The organism is Mesorhizobium sp. KR9-304, assembly GCF_040049215.1.
Lineage (GTDB): Bacteria > Pseudomonadota > Alphaproteobacteria > Rhizobiales > Rhizobiaceae > Mesorhizobium_K.
The window spans coordinates 1,834,314-1,851,989 of the sequence record NZ_JBDZDN010000001.1 but is presented as its reverse complement, the minus strand read 5'-3'; the positions used below and the strand labels follow the sequence as shown (position 1 = coordinate 1,851,989).

Genomic DNA, 17,676 nt, shown 5'->3' with positions numbered 1-17,676 from the left:
TCCTTGCAATTCAGCTGTCAAAGGAAAGGATTAATTGCCCGGACCGTGCCGTAGACCTGGCCGTGGTTGAGGTCTTCCGTGTAGAAAACCGGCGCCCCGAGGCGCTCGGCCGCGCCAAGCAACGCCGCGTCGTAGTAGCTGAGCCGGTAGCGGCGGGCCATTGCAAGACCCGCCGCGACATAGTCCTGATCGACTGGCACGAAAGGAAAAGTGCCGAGAAACAGCAGCCAGCGATCAAGTTCGTGCTCTTCGAGAAGCTTCTTGTGCCGCGAGACATTAGCGAACTCGGCAAGACTTTGGCCCGAAACGCCGAACAGCGTCCGAAGGACGAGATCAAGGGCGATGTCGAAACGACGCGGATCACGAGTCCTCTCCGAAGCCGCGTAGAGGAGGACGTTCGAGTCGAGAAATGATTCGATCTTCTCGTTCGGCATAGATTTCGTCGCGGTTCCACGTAAAGGGTGGGCCGCTTTCCCCCTTCTTCTGCTTTTCCTCTATAAGTTTCCGCATACCTTCCCGCGCCCAGGCGATCCGGTCTTCCTGCTCTACCTCATGCGCGAGCAAGGACCGCACCATCGCATTGAGGGACGTCTTGCGTCGTTCGGCCAAGCCGCGCGCGCGTTCGAGAAGTGCCTCGTCGATTGCAAGCGTCACATTCTTCATCTTGCCATCTCCACATAATCACACAGTCAGAATATGTGCGATTATGTGTAATCGTTCAACCCCTCACCGCCGCGACGATCTTCTTGGCCGCATCGTCGAGGTCGTCGGCCGACACCACGTTCAGCCCGCTCTCGTTGATGATCTTCTTGCCGAGGTCCGCGTTGGTGCCTTCGAGCCTGACCACCAGCGGCACCTTCAGCCCGACTTCCTTCACCGCTGCGATCACGCCTTCGGCGATGATGTCGCATTTCATGATGCCGCCGAAGATGTTGATCAGGATGCCCTTTACGGCGGGGTCGGCGGTGATGATCTTGAACGCCGCCGTGACCTTCTCCTTGGAAGCGCCGCCGCCGACGTCGAGGAAGTTCGCCGGCTCGGCGCCGTAGAGCTTGATGATGTCCATGGTGGCCATCGCAAGCCCGGCGCCGTTCACCATGCAGCCGATATTGCCGTCGAGCGCGACATAGGCGAGGTCGTATTTCGAAGCCTCGATTTCCTTCTCGTCCTCCTCGGTCGTGTCACGCAGTTCGAGAATCTCGGGATGGCGAAACAGCGCGTTGTTGTCGAACGACACCTTGGCGTCGAGCACGCGCAGCCGGCCGTCCTTCATGACGATCAGCGGGTTGACCTCGAGCAGGCTCATGTCCTTCTCGGTGAAGGCCTTGTAGAGGATCGGGAACAGCGTCTCGCCGTCCTTGGCGGCGTCGCCGTCGAGCTTAAGCGCGGCGTTCAGCGCCTTCAGCTCGGCTTGCGTCACGCCCTTTTCGGGGTCGATCGCCACGGTGACGATCTTCTCCGGCGTGTCGTGCGCCACCGCCTCGATGTCCATGCCGCCTTCGGTCGACACGACGAAGGCGACGCGGCCGACCGTGCGGTCGACCAGCAGCGACAGATAGAGTTCGCGGTCGATGTCGGCGCCGTCCTCGATGTAGAGGCGGTTGACCTGCTTGCCTGATGGGCCGGTCTGCTTTGTGACCAGCGTGTTGCCGAGCATCTCGTTGACGTTGGTCACCACATCGGCGACCGACTTCGCCAGCCGCACACCGCCCTTGGCGTCCGGCGACAGCTCCTTGAACTTGCCCTTGCCGCGGCCGCCGGCATGGATCTGGCTCTTCACCACATAAAGCGGGCCGGGCAGCTTCTTGGCCGCGGCTTCAGCCTCGCCCGCGCTGAAGACGGGAACCCCCTCGGCGACCGGCGCGCCAAAGGACTTCAGGAGCTGCTTGCCCTGATACTCATGGATGTTCATGGCCGCGTCCTTACTTCTTCGCCAGCTTATTTCTTGGCCAGGTTCGGCGCGATCTTCACGCAGGCCTCGCACAGCGTCTGCACGGATTCGACCGACTTCTCGAACATCTTCTGCTCGGCCTTGTTGAGGTCGATCTCGATGACGCGCTCGACGCCGCCGGCGCCGATCACCGTCGGCACGCCGACATAGAGGTTCTTGACCCCGTATTGGCCCGACAGGTGCGCGGCGCAGGGCAGCACGCGCTTCTTGTCCTTGAGATAGGCCTCCGCCATCTGGATGCCGGAAGCGGCCGGCGCGTAGTAGGCCGAACCGGTCTTGAGCAGGCCAACGATCTCGGCGCCGCCGTCGCGGGTGCGCTGCACGATCTGGTCGAGCTTCTCCTTGGAGGTCCAGCCCATCTTGATGAGGTCGGGCAGGGGAATGCCTGCAACGGTCGAATAGCGCACCAGCGGCACCATCGTGTCGCCGTGACCGCCGAGCACGAAGGCCGTCACGTCCTCGACCGAGACCTTGAATTCCTCGGCGAGGAAGTGGCGGAAGCGCGCCGAGTCTAGGACGCCGGCCATGCCCACGACATGCGTCTTGGGCAGGCCCGAGAATTTCTGCAGCGCCCAGACCATAGCGTCGAGCGGGTTGGTGATGCAGATGACGAAGGCCTTGGGCGCGTATTTGCGGATGCCAGCGCCAACCTGCTCCATGACCTTGAGGTTGACGCCGATCAGGTCGTCGCGGCTCATGCCGGGCTTCCTCGGCACGCCGGCCGTGACGATGCAGACGTCCGCGCCCTCGATGCCGGCATAGTCGTTGACGCCGACATAGCGCGCGTCGAAGCCCTCGACCGGCGAGGACTGGGCAATGTCCAGCCCCTTGCCCTGCGGAATGCCCTCGGCGATGTCGAAGAGGACGACGTCGCCGAGATCCTTGAGGCCGATGAGGTGGGCGAGCGTGCCGCCGATCATGCCGGAGCCGATGAGGGCAATCTTGTTGCGTGCCATGTGAGGATTTTTCCCTTAATCCGGAACCGGGCGGATGGCCCGGTGAAGTGCGAGAGGCCAAAGAGAAAGAGGCAATGCCGAAAATTCGCGCTTGGCAATAGCGCCGCACCGGAAAAAATTCAAACGATTATTTTTGGGTGAATGTTTTCAATCGGTTAGATTGAAATGCATTTACGTAAACGTCAAAACAGCTTCACAAAACTGTCATCAATTCTGGGGGACCGGCGTGGCAACCTTCGAGTTTTGGCTTTCCAGCTTGCCGCGACCGGGCTCTGCGCGCGCCCGTTCCGCCCAGCCGTCCAGCCATTCGCGGCTCTGCATCTCGATCAGCCGGGACACGGTGCGGTCGAACTCGAAGGCTTCCGTGACGCCGGGACGGCCCCGATAGAGCTCCTGCGGCTGCGCTTCCGCGCTGACGAACAGGCGCGAATGGCTGTCGTAAAGCGTATCGACAAGAAGGATGAAGCGTTTCGACGGGTTGCGTCGCGTCTGGTCGAGCACCGGAATGCGATCAATGAAGACAGTCGAATAGCGTGCGGCGATCGCAAGGTAGTCTCTCGCGCCGAGCGGGGCGTCGCACAGATCGGCGAAGGCGAAGCGCGCCGCACCGCCCGCCACCCGCGGCACCGACACCTGCCTCCCCTTGACCGTCAGCGCCTCGGGCCGGGCGGGAGCGCCGCGCGTCACCACCTCCCACGCCTCGTCCATGAGCCGATCCGTCTCGGCGGTGATCGGCGTCAGATAAACCGGCATTCGGTTCAGCTTCTCCATCCGGTAGTCGGTGGGAGAATCGAGCGGCATCACCTTGGCATGGCGCTTCAGCAGGCTGATGAAGGGCAGGAAGAGCTGGCGGTTGAGCCCGTCGCGATAGAGGTCGTCGGGCGCCAAATTGGAGGTCGCGACCAGCACCACGCCGCTGGCAAACAGCGCCGAGAACAGCCGCGACAGGATCATCGCGTCGGCGATGTCGGTGACGGAGAACTCGTCGAAGCAGAGCACCCAGGCCTCTTCGGCGAGCGCCCTGGCGACTGGCGGGATAGGGTCGTCTTCCTTCGCCGCGCCGTTCTTGCGCGCCAGCCGGTGCTTCTGGATGCGGTCCTGCACGTCGGCCATGAAGGCGTTGAAATGCACGCGCCGCTTGCGCCTCACCGGCACGGTGTCGAAGAAAAGGTCCATCAGCATGGTCTTGCCGCGCCCGACACCGCCATGGATGTAGAGACCGGTCACGGCCTCCGTAGCGGCGCGGTTCTTGGCGAACAGCCAGCCCAGAGCGCTCGACTTGCGCTGCAGCCGCTTGGTCCTGATCTCGTCGATGAGCCGGTCGAGCGCCGCGACGACCTTGCGCTGCTCGCCATCGTCGGAGACTTCGCCGATCTCCACGCGATGCGCATAACGCTGCGCGAGGGTCGGATGCGGCTCGAGGCCGTCACGCAGATGCATCGGTCATGAAACGACGTGTGGAAGGAACGGTCTACCGGTTAAGCGAGATAGGCAATCCGGTCGAGGTCTGTCCATCGAATTTTTCCGGGCCCGACGAGTAGAGCCGGGCGACGACCGATCCGCTTTCGTCATAGAGCGAGAGCTGCTTGCCGGCGACGTTCCATGCCTTGACGCCGTTGACCGGGGCAGCGCACTGCCGCGACGCCGCGCGATTGTTCGAGCCTAGCTTGGTCAGCGACGTTATCAACTGGCAGCTTTGGCCGGAGACCGACGCATTCCACGCGCCGACCACGCTGCCTGTCGTGATATCGGGTGCAGCCGCCGCCGGGTCTGCTCCGGGATTGATCGAGGCGACGTCGGTGGATTCGCCAGGCGCCGCGGGGAAGCTCGCCGGATCCGCCGGCGTGGCCGGCGGCGGCAGCGTCGTGGAGGCGGTCACGTTGCCGGATGGAGCGGGCGACAGCGGCGCCGGCTGGTCGTTCATGGACGTGAAGCGGGTGCTCGAGCAGCCCGCCGCAAGCAGGGCCGCCAGCGAAACCGCAACAAGGCCGGTCTTTGAAAAAGCCATAACACCCTCCGCCAGACAGCCGTCGGCGCTCCAGGAACAATCTTTCCACCACCATCAAGCCGGTGAAGGTGGCCAAATTTCAGCCAGATATGGTTAAAATACGGTTTGCGGCGAGGTTTGTTGCAAAATTATCCCGGCAAATCCCGGCAATCCGGCCTCGATTCAGCCGCCAATCGCCACGCTGGGCACGAAGACATAGAAGCTGGGGCCGACAATATGGCACTCGCGCAATCCATGCGGCTTGTCGAGCGAACCGGCAAGAACATGGTGCCCCTGCTCGCGCGCCCGCGCTTCGACGGCGTCCGGATCGAGCCCGTAGATGCGTATCTCCAGCCCTGTGCCGCGCTGCTCGACGCCCTCGATCACACCGCTCATCGGATTGTCGGAATAGGAATGGTCGGCGTGCAGCATGAAGACCGACCCGAGGAGCGTGACGGCAGCGAAATCTTCGTCGGCATAGACGATATCAGCACCCAGCACGTCGCGGCAGAACGCCTCCATCGGGCCGATCTCCGGTACGAGCAGATTGATGCCGATGCCTCTGGGCAGTGAACGACCGAAATCCTCGGCCTTCATCCACGGCGTTCTGGTGCGTTTCATCGGCATGATCGGGCGTCCCCCTGCACGCCGAGCATAGCGCGGTAATCGCCGCCTGCTGGCCTCCACACCGGCGGAACGCTTGCGCCAGGACGGCGGTCGGGAACATCCCCGACCTGCCCGGCTGGCGCTCGGCCTCTTCGCCGTGACCTGACGCAACGGGCGGCGAGCGCGACTTTCCCGCACTGGTAATTCGCGGTCGGTTCGGCCATATAGCGCCGGAAAGACCAGCGGAAGCTTTGCTCCATGGCCAACGCGGCCCCCTTCGCCAGGATGAACGGGCTCGGCAACGAGATCATCGTCGCCGACATGCGCGGCCGCGCCGACCGCGTCACCCCAGCCGCGGCGGTCGCGCTCAACGCCGATCCGGCAACCAAGTTCGACCAGATCATGGCGATCCACGATCCGAGGACGCCAGGCACTGCTAACTACATAGAGATCATCAACTCCGACGGTTCGATGGCGCAGGCCTGCGGCAACGGCATGCGCTGCGTGGTGCAGGCGCTCGCCGCCGAAACCGGCCAGAAGCTGTTCACCTTCGAGACGATCGCGGGCATCCTGACCGCCGAGGAACACGCCGACGGGTCGATCTCGGTCGACATGGGCGTGCCGCGTTTCGGCTGGCAGGACATCCCGCTCGCCGAGGAGTTCCGCGACACGCGCGCCATCGAGCTGCAGGTCGGCCCGATCGACGCGCCGGTGCTGCATTCGCCTTCGGTCGCCAATATGGGCAACCCACACGCGATCTTTTGGGTCGACGACGACGTCTGGACCTATGCGCTCGACCGCTTCGGCCCGATGCTCGAAAACCACCCGATTTTCCCGGAGCGCGCCAACATCTCGATCGCCCATGTCACCTCTCCCGAAACGATCATCATCCGCACCTGGGAGCGCGGCGCCGGGCTCACCCGCGCCTGCGGTTCAGCCGCCTGCGCCGTCGCCGCCAGCGCCGCGCGCACCGGCCGCACTGGCCGCCGGGTTACGATCACCGTACCTGGTGGCCCGCTCCACATCGACTGGCGCGATGATGATCACGTCATCATGACCGGTCCGGCGGAATGGGAATTTTCCGGCAGCTTCGATCCGGCGACGGGCGCCTGGGCGCGCGACACCGAAAGCGCGGCGTGATGAGCGTCGAGATCGTCACCTTCGGCTGCCGGCTGAACACCTACGAGTCGGAAGTCATGCGCCGTGAGGCGACGGCCGCCGGCCTGGGCGAATTGAAGGACGGCGCGGTGATCTTCAACACCTGCGCGGTCACCGCCGAGGCCGTGCGCCAGGCCAGGCAGTCGATCCGCAAGGCGCGCCGCGAGAATCCGAACGCCAGGATCATCGTCACCGGCTGCGCGGCGCAGACCGATCCGGCAAGTTTTTCCGCCATGGACGAGGTCGACCTCGTGCTCGGCAACGAGGAGAAGCTGAAAAGCCACAACTACCGCGCACTCCCCGACTTCGGCGTCAACGATTTCGAGAAGGCCCGCGTCAACGACATCTTCTCGGTGCGCGAGACCGCCTCGCACATGGTCGACGCCATCGAGGGGCGCGCCCGCGCCTTCGTGCAGGTGCAGAACGGCTGCGACCACCGCTGCACCTTCTGCATCATCCCCTACGGCCGCGGCAATTCGCGCTCCGTACCGATGGGAGCGGTCGTGGAGCAGGTGAAGCGGCTCTCCGGCAACGGTTATGCCGAGATCGTGCTGTCCGGCGTCGATCTCACCAGCTATGGCGGCGACCTGCCGGGCAGCCCCAAGCTCGGCAGGCTGGTAAAAACGATCCTGCGCCAGGCGCCGGACGTCAGGCGCTTGCGCCTTTCCTCGATCGATTCCATCGAAGCCGATGATGAGTTGATGGAGGCCATCGCCACCGAAAGGCGGCTGATGCCGCATCTGCATCTCTCGTTGCAATCCGGCGACGACATGATTTTGAAGCGCATGAAGCGCCGCCATTTGCGCGACGACTCCATCCGCTTCTGTGCCGAGGTCCGCGCTTTGCGTCCGGACATAGTGTTCGGCGCCGACATCATCGCCGGCTTCCCGACCGAGACCGAGGCGATGTTCGATAATTCGCTCAAAATCGTCGAAGAATGCGGCCTGACGCATTTGCACGTCTTCCCCTTCTCGCCGCGCGAAGGCACGCCCGCCGCCCGCATGCCGCAGCTCCGCCGCGAAATCGTCAAGCAACGCGCCGCACGTCTGCGCGCCGAGGGTGAGCATGCCTACGCGAAGCATCTCGCATCGCTTGCCGGCACGCAGCAGTCCGTGCTGATCGAACGCGACGGCCTCGGCCGCACGGAGGGTTTCACGCTGACGGCGCTCGACGCGGGGCAGCCTGGCGACATCGTCGCGGCAGTCGTCACCGGCCACGACCGCGAACGGCTGCTCGCCGCGCCTGCCGCCGACACGCGCGACCGGGCTGCCTGAACCAGATGGCGCTGGGTTTTTTCCGAAAGGTCTTTTCGTTCGGCGAAGCGCCCGATACGCCGACGCCTGTCGAGCCGCCGGCTCCGCCCGAAACCCCGCCGGCTTCGCCCCCCGAGACCCCACACCTTCCTCCGGAAACGCCACCGGCTCCGCAGCCGGAGGCTCCGCCCTACTCGCCGCCAGAAATTCCGACGCAGCCGGAGCCGGAACGGCCACGGGAAGTGCCTCCCTCTCCTGACCTGCCGGAAACGCCCGCCCCCGCCGAGATTCCTTCGACCGTGCCGCCCGAAGTCGAGCCGGCGGTCCCCGAATACGTTCCCGAGCCGCAGCCCTCTCAGCCGGTGCCTCCTGAGATTCGAAGCACTCCCGGCAAGGTCACCGTCGGAAGGACCGTTGGACAAGCGGCTGAGCTTGTCATTGCCTCTGCGCCTGAAGCGCCGAAGCCTTCTTGGTTCCAGCGCCTCAGCCAGGGTCTCGCCCGTTCCTCGCGCGAACTGACCGGCAACATCGCCGGCGTCTTCACCAAAAAGCGGCTCGACGAGGAAACGCTGCAGGATCTGGAGGACGTACTGATCCGCGCCGATCTCGGCATGGAGACCGCACTTCGCGTTACCGATGCGCTGTCGGCCGCCCGCTATGGCCGTGACGTGTCCGACGCCGACGTGCGCGCCATCATGGCGGCCGAAATCGAGAAGGTGCTGACCCCGGTGGCCAGGCCGCTGGAGCTTGACCTCCGGATCAAGCCGCATGTGGTCCTGGTGGTCGGCGTCAATGGCACGGGCAAGACAACCACAATCGGCAAGCTCGCGGCGAAACTCACCGCCGGCGGACTGAAGGTGATGCTTGCCGCCGGCGACACATTCCGCGCCGCGGCCATCGAGCAGCTGAAGATCTGGGGCGAGCGCACCGGCTCGACCGTCATCTCCTCGAAACTCGGCGCCGATGCCGCCGGCCTCGCCTTCGAAGCCTACGAGAAGGCCAAGGCCGCCGGCTCGGACGTGCTCATCATCGATACCGCCGGCCGGCTCCAGAACAAGGTCGAGCTGATGGCGGAACTGGAGAAGATCGTGCGCGTGCTCGGCAAGCACGATCCGGATGCGCCGCATACGGTGCTGCAGACCGTCGACGCGACGACCGGCCAGAACGCGCTCAACCAGGTGGAGATCTTCCGCAACGTGGCCGGCGTCAGCGGCCTGGTGATGACCAAGCTTGACGGCACCGCGCGCGGCGGCATCCTTGTTGCGATCGCGGCCAAGCACAAACTGCCGGTCTATTTCATCGGCGTCGGCGAGCAGATCGACGACCTCGAACCCTTTTCCGCAAGCGATTTCGCCAAGGCGATCGCAGGAGTTTCTTGAGCGCCCATGAACCCACCGATCCTCGAACGCGAACCCGGCGACCCCAGGAAAAAGGAAATAAACCCGCTGCTGAAGCTCGCTCTGGAGCTCGGGCCGCTGGTTGTCTTCTTCTTCGCCAATGCGCGCGGCGAATGGCTGGCCGAGCGGTTTCCGGCGCTCGCCGCCTTCGGCGGGCCGATCTTCATCGCCACCGGGCTGTTCATGATCGCCACCGCCATCGCGCTGGCCGTCTCCTGGGCACTCACCCGCACCCTGCCGATCATGCCGCTGGTGTCGGGCGTCGTCGTCTTCGTCTTCGGCGGGCTGACGCTCTATCTGCAGGACGACGTCTTCATCAAGATGAAGCCGACCATCATCAACACGCTGTTCGGCACCGTGCTGCTCGGCGGGCTGTGGTTCGGCAGGTCGCTGCTCGGCTACGTCTTCGATTCCGCCTTCAGTCTCGACGCCGAAGGCTGGCGCAAGCTGACGCTGCGCTGGGGCCTGTTCTTCATCTTCCTGGCAGTCGTCAACGAGATCGTCTGGCGCTCCTTCTCGACCGATGCCTGGGTCGCCTTCAAGGTATGGGGCATCATGCCGATCACGCTGGTCTTCACCTTCAGCCAGATGCCGCTCATCATGCGCCATTCACTCGACGAGAAGCTCCAGAAGAAGTAGCCGGAGGGGATCATGGACTTTATCACCTCGCATGAAGAGCTGCGCAGTCTCTACAAGCCCGTCCATGACGCCGCTCTCCGCAAGGAGCTGAAGCGGCTCGACCGCCATTGCCGTTCCTTCATCGCCAGGAGCCCGTTCGTGCTGATCGCCTCGTCGGACGGCCAGGGCAATGCCGACGTGACGCCCAAGGGCGACAAGCCGGGCTTCGCAACGGTGCTCGACGACAACACCATCGCCATACCCGACCGCCCGGGCAACAACCGGCTCGACACGCTGGAGAACATCGTCGTCAATCCGGCCGTCGGCCTGCTCTTCCTCATCCCCGGCATGAACGAGACGCTGCGCGTCAACGGCGAGGCGAGGATCACCACCGATGCCGTCTTGCGCGAGCGCCTGGCGGTCGAGGGCAAGCCGCCGATCAGCGTGGTCGTGGTCACGGTGAAGGCGGCCTACATGCATTGCGCCAAGGCCTTCATGCGTTCCGAACTGTGGAAGCCTGAAAGCTGGCCCGACCGCGGCTCCATGCCGACTCTCGGCGAAATCCTGCGCGACCAGATGGCCGTCGACCAGTCGGCCGCTGAGACCGACCGCCGGCTCGACGAGGCCTACAAGCAGACCCTTTGGTAGGCGCAACCCCTGTGAATTTTCTCGGATTGTCGGGCAGCCTGCGCGCAGTCTCCACCAACAGCGCGCTGCTTCTCGCCATGCGCGACTGCGCGCCTGATGGCTGCAGGCTCGAAATCTATGACGGGCTCGGCAAATTGCCGATCTTCAACCCGGACGACGAGCAGACGCCGACAGCGGAGGTCCTGAGGCTGGCCGACTTGGTCGGGCGCTCCGATGGCATCGTCATTGCCTGTCCGGAATATGCGCATGGCGTGCCCGGCGGTCTGAAGAACGCACTCGACTGGCTGGTGTCGGGCGAGGCGGCGGTGGGCAAGCCGGCGATGCTCGTCCACGCCTCGCCGCGCTCGCTGACGTCCCGCACAGCGCTGCGCGAAATACTGAATACCATGTCGTTTGATGTCTTTGCCGGCGACGAATTCGAGATCGCGCTGCTCGGCAAGAAGCCGGAGGACGTAGAGGCGATGCTCGCTGCTACAGAGGCGCGACGATGCATGCAGGAGATGCTTGTCGGCTTCCAGCGGTTCGCAAGCCGGCATTAACCGGCCATGCGCGCGGCGCATTGCTGCGATGCAACATGCCATGTTGCATTGCACACATCGTTGCATATCTTTGGCTTGTCAGGGAGGAACAACCATTCAGCCGCTACTTGGGGAGCGGCAAGGAGCCTCGCCATGATCCAGAACCTCATCGCCTACGCGCAGACGCGCATCGAGAAGCGTCGCGAATACAACCGCCTCGCCAACGAGATCGCCGGCCTTTCCCAGCGCGACCTCGCGGACCTTCGCGCCGACCGCGGCGAAATGCTGCGCCACGCCTACAAGAAAATTTACGGCTGAGCCGTCGCGTAAACGCAGTCCAGGTAAAATTAGAACGGCGCTGGCTCCTAATTGGCGGCCAGCGCCTTTTCTATTGCCGGCAGCAGCGCGCCGGTCACGGCCTGCTCGGACAGCGGCCCGACATGCTTGAAGGCGATCTTGCCGTCCTTGCCGACGAGGAAGGTTTCCGGCACGCCGTAGACCCCCCAGTCGATCGCGGTTCGGCCGGCGCCGTCCACGCCGATCGCCGAATAGGGATTGCCGAGGCTGCCGAGGAAGCGGCGCGCGTTCTCCGGCGCATCCTTGTAGTTCAGCCCGGCGATGGAAAAACGTTTGTCCTCAGCCAGCGCGAGCAGCAGCGGATGCTCCTCGCGGCAGGGCGCGCACCACGACGCCCACACATTCACCAGCGTCACCTTGCCGGCGAAGCTTTTGCTGTCGAGGCCGGGGAGGTCCATGCCTTCGAGCGGCGGCAGGCTGGTCTCGGGCGCCGGCTCGCCGATCAGCGCCGAGGGAATCTCGGCTGTGTCGCGGCCCGACAGGAGCTGTATCAGGAACAGCGCTGCCAGTCCGAGGAACAGCGCGAGTGGCGCCAGCACGATGAGACGCCGCGGCTTCGGCGTTGCCGCCTCCGTCGCCATCAGCTTGCGTCCTTGCGGTCGGAGCGGCGGCGCACGCCGCTCGCTTCCAGCTCCGCCATCTCGCGTCGCCGAGATCGGTTGTCGAAGAGCGCCCAGGCGATCAGCCCGGCAATCGCCAGCGCCGATACGCCGTAAGCCGCTGTCACATAGAGCGCATGCGCGGTCATCGTTCTTGCCTTCCTTGGCCCGGCTGCATATCGGCCGGAAGCTTCCCCCGCAATCGCGCCGAACGCCGCATCGGCTTCTTGGAAGCATGACCTTGGCCGAAAAGTCTGCAACTTTTCGGGGTCATGCTCAATCAGCCGAATAGCGCAGCGCGAGCGCCGCCGCGACCGGGCCGATCACCGCGAGAAACAGCGTCAGTGCGGCGAGAATGAGAAAGGGCGGCATGAACGGGTCCGGCTCGTTCACCGCCGCATAGCTCGCCGAGACGCCGAAGATCAGCACCGGGATCGCCAGCGGCAGCACCAGCACCGAGACCAGCACGCCGCCGCGCGGCAGGCCGACCGCCACCGCCGCGCCCGCGGCGCCGATGAAGGCGATCGCCGGCGTGCCGACCAGCAGCGTCAGCGCGGTGGCGCCGATCCCGAGCGGTTCCATGTTGAGGATCAGCCCCAGCACCGGCGCGGCGATCACCAGCGGCAGCACGCTCGCCGTCCAGTGCGCCAGGCATTTGACGAAGACGGTGAGCGCCAGCATATGACGGTCGGCCGACAGCACGAGCACGTCGAGCGAACCGTCCTCGCGGTCGGCCTGGAACAGCCGGTCGAGGCCGAGCAGCGAGGCGAGCAGCGCGCCGATCCACAATATCGCCGGGCCGATGCGGGCGAGCATGTTGAGGTCGGGGCCGAGCGCGAAGGGGATGGTGGCGACCACCGCCAGGAAGAACAAGACACCGGTCAGCGCCCCGCCGCCGGCGCGCGTCGCCAGGCGAAGCTCGCGCAGGTAGAGGGCGCCCACCTTACCCTCCCCCTTGCGGGGAGGGTGGCGAACCCCGAGGGTGTGAGCCGGGTGGGGGTGGAGACGAAGCACTCGATTCTGGACCGCCCCCACCCCGCCCCGCTTCGCGGGTCGACCCTCCCCGCGAGGTGGAGGGTAAGTCGGCGCCAACCTCGCCCATCCTCAGCTCTCTTGCCCCTTCGACCCCGAGCGGCAGGTGCGTGGCGGCGACGATCATCCCCCCGCCGGCAAGATGCGCCGCCATCAGTGCGGAAAACTGCCGCTCCGACTGCGCATCCAGCCCTGCCGTCGGTTCGTCGAGCAGCCAGAGCGGCCGCCGGCTGACCAGCAGCCTGGCGATCGTCGCCCGGCGGCGTTGGCCGGTGGAGAGGTAGCCGAAGGGAAGATGCCCGATCGCCCCGAGCCCGACGGTCTCCAGCGCGTTGCCCACTGAAACCGCCGCATCGCCGCGGAAATCGCGCCAGAAGGCGAGGTTCTCCGTCACGGTCAGCGCCGGCTTCATCGCGTTGAGATGGCCGAGATAGTGGGCAGCCGACGCGACCGTCGGGAACGCCTCGCCGCCGCCTTCCAGCCGCACGCTGCCGCCGGCCGCGGGCAGCAGCCCGACCATGACCCGGAGCAATGTCGATTTGCCTGATCCGTTCGGTCCGGTGACGATGAGAGCTTCGCCCTCGCCGAGCGACAGGCCGACGCCCGAAAAGACCGGCTGCCCGCCGCGCTCGCCGCTCAGATCCTCGGCGATCAGCCGCATCGTCTTCCCCGTTGCCAAGGCCCGTACCGCCCTTTGCAGGCCGCCCGCTGGTGCGGCGCAGCAAAAATGGCGATTCCGTGTCTAGAACTATTCCAGAAATTTCTCTATATGCGGGTCATCCGTGCCAGCGGTCGGCGCGGGAACCGAATTTTGCGCCGGACCAGCGCGCCCGCCGCCTTCAACGGCTCGGACGCTTGGGAGCGGACAGCGGAAATGGCCGTACCCGCACCTTTGCGCGTGATTGCATGCCATCGGAGTCCGTTCCCGTCAGGCCGAACAGACCAGGATGGGATCGCACGTGTCCAAATCGCTCGACAGCTTCAATTGCCGCCGCACCCTGAAAGTGGGGAGCACGGAGTACATCTACTACAGCCTCATCGAGGCCGAGAAGAACGGGCTGACCGGCATCAGCCAGTTGCCCTATTCGATGAAGGTGCTGCTCGAGAACCTGCTGCGCAACGAGGACGGGCGCTCGGTCACCAAGGAATCGATCCAGGCCGTCGCCGGCTGGCTGACCGACAAGGGCAAGGCCGGCGTCGAGATCGCCTATCGGCCCGCCCGCGTGCTGATGCAGGATTTTACCGGCGTGCCGGCGGTGGTCGACCTTGCCGCGATGCGCGACGCCATGGCCGCGCTCGGCGGCGACCCGCAGAAGATCAACCCGCTGGTGCCGGTCGATCTCGTCATCGACCATTCGGTCATCGTCGACGAATTCGGCACGCCGATGGCCTTCGCCCGCAACGTCGAGCTGGAATACGAGCGCAACCAGGAGCGCTACAACTTCCTGAAATGGGGCCAGCAGGCGTTCCGCAATTTCCGCGTCGTGCCCCCCGGCACCGGCATCTGCCACCAGGTCAACCTCGAATATCTCGCCCAGACGGTGTGGACGACGACCGGCCAGGACGGCGACATTATCGCCTACCCGGATACCTGCGTCGGCACCGATTCGCACACCACCATGGTCAACGGGCTTGGCGTGCTCGGCTGGGGCGTCGGCGGCATCGAGGCTGAAGCCGCCATGCTCGGCCAGCCGGTCTCCATGCTGCTTCCCGAGGTCATCGGCTTCCGCCTCACAGGCAAGCTGAAGGAAGGCGTCACCGCCACCGACCTCGTGCTCACCGTCACCCAGATGCTGCGCAAGAAGGGCGTGGTCGGCAAGTTCGTGGAGTTCTTCGGCTCCGGCCTCTCCAACATGACGCTCGCGGACCGCGCCACCATCGGCAACATGGCGCCGGAATACGGCGCCACCTGCGGCTTCTTCCCGGTCGATTCCGAGACCATCCGCTATCTGACCATGTCCGGCCGCGCCGAGAACCGCATCGCGCTGGTGGAAGCCTATTCGAAGGCGCAGGGCATGTGGCGCGACACGGATTCCGCCGATCCTGTCTTCACCGACCAGCTCGACCTCGACCTCTCGACCGTCGTGCCGTCCATGGCCGGGCCCAAGCGCCCCGAGGGCCGCGTGCCTCTCGAAGGCATCGCCGAGGGTTTCGCCAAGGCGATGGAAATCGAATACAAGAAGACCGCCGACATCGCCGCGCGTTATGCCGTGCCGGGCGCCGGATACGATATCGGTCATGGCGACGTGGTCATCGCCGCCATCACCTCCTGCACCAACACGTCGAACCCCTCGGTGCTGATGGGCGCCGGCCTTCTGGCGCGCAACGCCAACCGCCGCGGCCTCAAGCAGAAGCCGTGGGTCAAGACCTCGCTGGCGCCGGGCAGCCAGGTCGTCGCCGAATATCTCGAGAAGTCCGGCCTGCAGAAGGAGCTTGACCAGATCGGCTTCAACCTCGTCGGTTTCGGCTGCACCACCTGCATCGGCAATTCCGGCCCGCTGCCGGGGCCGATCTCCAAGACCATCAATGACAAGGGCCTGATCGCCGCCGCTGTCTTGTCCGGCAACCGCAACTTCGAGGGCCGCGTCTCGCCCGACGTGCAGGCGAACTACCTCGCCTCCCCGCCGCTGGTCGTGGCCTATGCGCTCGCCGGCACGGTGACCAAGGATCTCACCACCGAGCCGCTCGGCGAAGACCGCGACGGCAAGCCGGTCTACCTCAGGGATGTCTGGCCCTCGACGCAGGAAATCGACGAGTTCGTCGCCGAGAACGTCACCCGCGAGCTGTTCGCCCGCAAATATGCCGATGTCTTCAAGGGCGACGACTACTGGAAGGCGGTACAGGCGCCCGAAGGCCAGACCTATTCCTGGGACGATAACTCTACCTATGTTCAGAACCCGCCCTATTTCGTCGGCATGGGCCACAAGCCCGGCGGCATCGGCAGCATCGAGGGCGCGCGCATTCTCGGCCTGTTCGGCGACAAGATCACCACCGACCACATCTCGCCGGCCGGCTCGATCAAGGCCGCCTCGCCCGCCGGCAAGTACCTTACAGACCACGGCGTCGGCGTCGCCGACTTCAACCAGTACGGCACGCGCCGCGGCAACCACGAGGTGATGATGCGCGGCACCTTCGCCAACATCCGCATCCGCAACCACATGCTGGGCGAGAACGGCAAGGAGGGCGGCTTCACGATCCACTATCCGTCGAAGGAGGAGGTCTCGATCTACGACGCGGCCATGCTCTACAAGCAGGAGGGCGTGCCGCTGGTGATCTTCGCCGGCGTCGAATACGGCAACGGCTCGTCGCGCGACTGGGCCGCCAAAGGCACCAACCTGCTCGGCGTGCGCGCCGTAATCGCCCAGTCCTTCGAGCGCATCCACCGCTCCAACCTGGTCGGCATGGGCGTCATCCCCTTCGGCTTCGAGGAGGGGACCTCATGGGCCTCGCTGGGGCTCAAGGGCGACGAGACCGTCACCATAGACGGGCTGCAGCAGATCCGCCCGCGCCAGAAGATGACGGCCAGGATCACCTATGGCGACGGCACCGTGAAGAACGTGCCGATCCTCTGCCGCATCGACACGGTCGACGAGCTCGAATACTTCAAGAACGGCGGCATCCTGCAATACGTGCTGCGCGACCTGGCCGCCTGAACCGGCGATCGAACGACCCCCTCGGGCTGCGCCGGTTGAGGGGGTCGGCTGAGCTCGGCCATCCCGTTTCACCGCAACGTGACTTCCTCTTGTTGAGGCGGTCTGGCAAGCATTCCGGCGAACGATAAGAGCCGGTCCTGCCGGCGGAACCGGGATGCGCATGAACAGACGGCTCCTGTTGAGGATGGCGGCGGCGGCGGCGCTGATTTGCGCCGTGCCCTCCTTTGCCGGCGACATTCTGAAGCCCAGGGCCGTTGTCGAACTCTTCACCAGCCAGGGCTGCAATTCCTGTCCGCCCGCCGACGCGGTGCTGACCGAACTCGCCGAGAGAGGCGACGTGGTGGCGCTCGGCTACCATGTCGACTACTGGGACTATCTCGGCTGGAAGGACACTCTGGCGACGCCGGAAAACACCGAGCGCCAGCATCGGTACGGCAAGGCGTTCGGCAAGCGCACGGTCTACACGCCGCAGGCCGTCATCAACGGGCGCGCCCATGTCAACGGCGCCAAGGGCGACGCGGTCTCCTGGGCGATCACCGAGATGGAGAACAAGGGCGACGGGCTGTCGGTCGACATCGGCGTCACCCGCGCCGGCGAAAGCGTCGTGATCGATGCGGCGGCGGCGCCCGGAGAGAAGGGCGACGCCCACCTCGTGCTGGTGCATTTCGATCCGATGCGGCCCGTCGCCATCGAGCGCGGCGAGAACAAAGGCAAGACCATCACCTACGCCAATCCCGTCACCAGCGTGCAGACCGCCGGAATGTGGCACGGCAAGGCGGCGCGCTTCGAATTGCCGCGCAGCGAGGTCAACAAGAAGGGCGGCTGCGCCATCCTTCTCCAGTCCGTGACCAGGGACGGGCTGCCCGGGCCGATCCTCGGCGCAGCCATTGTTCCTCCGGAAGCCGAGACGCCTTAGGGCTTGGCCCGGGCCAGCCGGAACGAA

At 65.2% G+C, this 17,676-nt stretch carries 19 protein-coding genes and 1 pseudogene; 9 read left to right on the top strand and 11 right to left on the bottom strand.

Going from position 1 to position 17,676, the window contains the following annotated elements:
- Positions 1 to 17: 17 nt before the first annotated feature.
- From ABLE71_RS08890 to ABLE71_RS08860, 7 genes are all read right to left on the bottom strand, one after another.
- On the bottom strand, positions 18 to 434 hold the full coding sequence (locus tag ABLE71_RS08890; RefSeq protein WP_348782976.1) for a PIN domain-containing protein: 417 nt from the start codon (positions 432 to 434) through the stop codon (positions 18 to 20).
- Entirely contained in the window at positions 361 to 663 is a 303-nt protein-coding gene (locus ABLE71_RS08885) for a hypothetical protein (RefSeq protein WP_348782975.1), read from the bottom strand. The genes ABLE71_RS08890 and ABLE71_RS08885 overlap by 74 nt, the downstream gene beginning before the upstream one ends.
- Before the next feature lie 55 nt (positions 664 to 718).
- Positions 719 to 1,912 carry an ADP-forming succinate--CoA ligase subunit beta gene (gene sucC, locus ABLE71_RS08880; protein WP_348782974.1) on the bottom strand — a complete coding sequence of 398 codons (1,194 nt, stop codon included), beginning with the start codon at positions 1,910 to 1,912 and terminating at the stop codon, positions 719 to 721.
- A 26-nt stretch (positions 1,913 to 1,938) separates the two neighbouring features.
- Positions 1,939 to 2,907, bottom strand: coding sequence for a malate dehydrogenase (mdh, locus tag ABLE71_RS08875; RefSeq protein WP_348782973.1), 969 nt, complete (start codon positions 2,905 to 2,907; stop codon positions 1,939 to 1,941).
- A 207-nt stretch (positions 2,908 to 3,114) separates the two neighbouring features.
- The gene (zapE, locus tag ABLE71_RS08870; RefSeq protein ID WP_348782972.1) at positions 3,115 to 4,347 is read right to left on the bottom strand and encodes a cell division protein ZapE; all 1,233 of its coding nucleotides are present in this window, start codon (positions 4,345 to 4,347) and stop codon (positions 3,115 to 3,117) included.
- Positions 4,348 to 4,378: 31 nt separating this feature from the next.
- Positions 4,379 to 4,915 carry an AprI/Inh family metalloprotease inhibitor gene (locus ABLE71_RS08865; protein ID WP_348782971.1) on the bottom strand — a complete coding sequence of 179 codons (537 nt, stop codon included), beginning with the start codon at positions 4,913 to 4,915 and terminating at the stop codon, positions 4,379 to 4,381.
- 162 nt (positions 4,916 to 5,077) lie between these two features.
- Positions 5,078 to 5,521 carry a hypothetical protein gene (locus ABLE71_RS08860; protein WP_348782970.1) on the bottom strand — a complete coding sequence of 148 codons (444 nt, stop codon included), beginning with the start codon at positions 5,519 to 5,521 and terminating at the stop codon, positions 5,078 to 5,080.
- Positions 5,522 to 5,758: 237 nt separating this feature from the next.
- On the opposite strand from ABLE71_RS08860, the gene dapF reads away from it, so the two are divergent.
- The 7 genes from dapF (at position 5,759) to ABLE71_RS08825 (ending at position 11,410) form a co-directional block, all read left to right on the top strand.
- Positions 5,759 to 6,640, top strand: a complete 882-nt coding sequence (dapF, locus tag ABLE71_RS08855) for a diaminopimelate epimerase (protein ID WP_348782969.1) — start codon at positions 5,759 to 5,761, stop codon at positions 6,638 to 6,640.
- Positions 6,640 to 7,932 (top strand): tRNA (N(6)-L-threonylcarbamoyladenosine(37)-C(2))-methylthiotransferase MtaB, encoded by a 1,293-nt coding sequence (gene mtaB, locus ABLE71_RS08850; RefSeq protein ID WP_348782968.1) that lies wholly within the window; start codon positions 6,640 to 6,642, stop codon positions 7,930 to 7,932. The genes dapF and mtaB overlap by 1 nt, the downstream gene beginning before the upstream one ends.
- A 5-nt stretch (positions 7,933 to 7,937) precedes the next feature.
- Complete coding sequence (gene ftsY, locus ABLE71_RS08845) at positions 7,938 to 9,290, top strand: signal recognition particle-docking protein FtsY (RefSeq protein ID WP_348782967.1); 1,353 nt, start codon at positions 7,938 to 7,940, stop codon at positions 9,288 to 9,290.
- A 6-nt stretch (positions 9,291 to 9,296) separates the two neighbouring features.
- Complete coding sequence (locus ABLE71_RS08840; protein ID WP_348782966.1) at positions 9,297 to 9,947, top strand: septation protein A; 651 nt, start codon at positions 9,297 to 9,299, stop codon at positions 9,945 to 9,947.
- Positions 9,948 to 9,959: 12 nt separating this feature from the next.
- Entirely contained in the window at positions 9,960 to 10,574 is a 615-nt protein-coding gene (locus ABLE71_RS08835) for a pyridoxamine 5'-phosphate oxidase family protein (protein ID WP_348782965.1), read from the top strand.
- 11 nt (positions 10,575 to 10,585) lie between these two features.
- The gene (locus ABLE71_RS08830) at positions 10,586 to 11,113 is read left to right on the top strand and encodes an NADPH-dependent FMN reductase (protein ID WP_348782964.1); all 528 of its coding nucleotides are present in this window, start codon (positions 10,586 to 10,588) and stop codon (positions 11,111 to 11,113) included.
- Between the two features lie 132 nt (positions 11,114 to 11,245).
- Positions 11,246 to 11,410, top strand: a complete 165-nt coding sequence (locus ABLE71_RS08825; RefSeq protein ID WP_348782963.1) for a hypothetical protein — start codon at positions 11,246 to 11,248, stop codon at positions 11,408 to 11,410.
- A 47-nt stretch (positions 11,411 to 11,457) separates the two neighbouring features.
- On the opposite strand, the gene ABLE71_RS08820 is transcribed toward ABLE71_RS08825, so the two are convergent.
- From ABLE71_RS08820 to ccmA, 4 genes and pseudogenes are all read right to left on the bottom strand, one after another.
- Positions 11,458 to 12,030, bottom strand: a complete 573-nt coding sequence (locus ABLE71_RS08820) for a DsbE family thiol:disulfide interchange protein (protein WP_348782962.1) — start codon at positions 12,028 to 12,030, stop codon at positions 11,458 to 11,460.
- Positions 12,030 to 12,197 carry a heme exporter protein CcmD gene (gene ccmD / locus ABLE71_RS08815; RefSeq protein ID WP_348782961.1) on the bottom strand — a complete coding sequence of 56 codons (168 nt, stop codon included), beginning with the start codon at positions 12,195 to 12,197 and terminating at the stop codon, positions 12,030 to 12,032. Before ccmD ends, ABLE71_RS08820 begins: the two co-directional genes overlap by 1 nt.
- Before the next feature lie 127 nt (positions 12,198 to 12,324).
- The gene (ccmB, locus tag ABLE71_RS08810) at positions 12,325 to 12,990 is read right to left on the bottom strand and encodes a heme exporter protein CcmB (protein WP_348782960.1); all 666 of its coding nucleotides are present in this window, start codon (positions 12,988 to 12,990) and stop codon (positions 12,325 to 12,327) included.
- A gap of 151 nt (positions 12,991 to 13,141) precedes the next feature.
- Positions 13,142 to 13,741, bottom strand: a pseudogene (gene ccmA, locus ABLE71_RS08805) (heme ABC exporter ATP-binding protein CcmA); the annotation flags it as partial.
- A gap of 298 nt (positions 13,742 to 14,039) precedes the next feature.
- Here ccmA and acnA point away from each other — a divergent pair.
- Entirely contained in the window at positions 14,040 to 16,733 is a 2,694-nt protein-coding gene (gene acnA / locus ABLE71_RS08800) for an aconitate hydratase AcnA (protein ID WP_348782959.1), read from the top strand.
- Positions 16,734 to 16,917: 184 nt separating this feature from the next.
- Positions 16,918 to 17,649 (top strand): thioredoxin family protein, encoded by a 732-nt coding sequence (locus tag ABLE71_RS08795; RefSeq protein WP_348783702.1) that lies wholly within the window; start codon positions 16,918 to 16,920, stop codon positions 17,647 to 17,649.
- Positions 17,650 to 17,676: the final 27 nt, after the last annotated feature.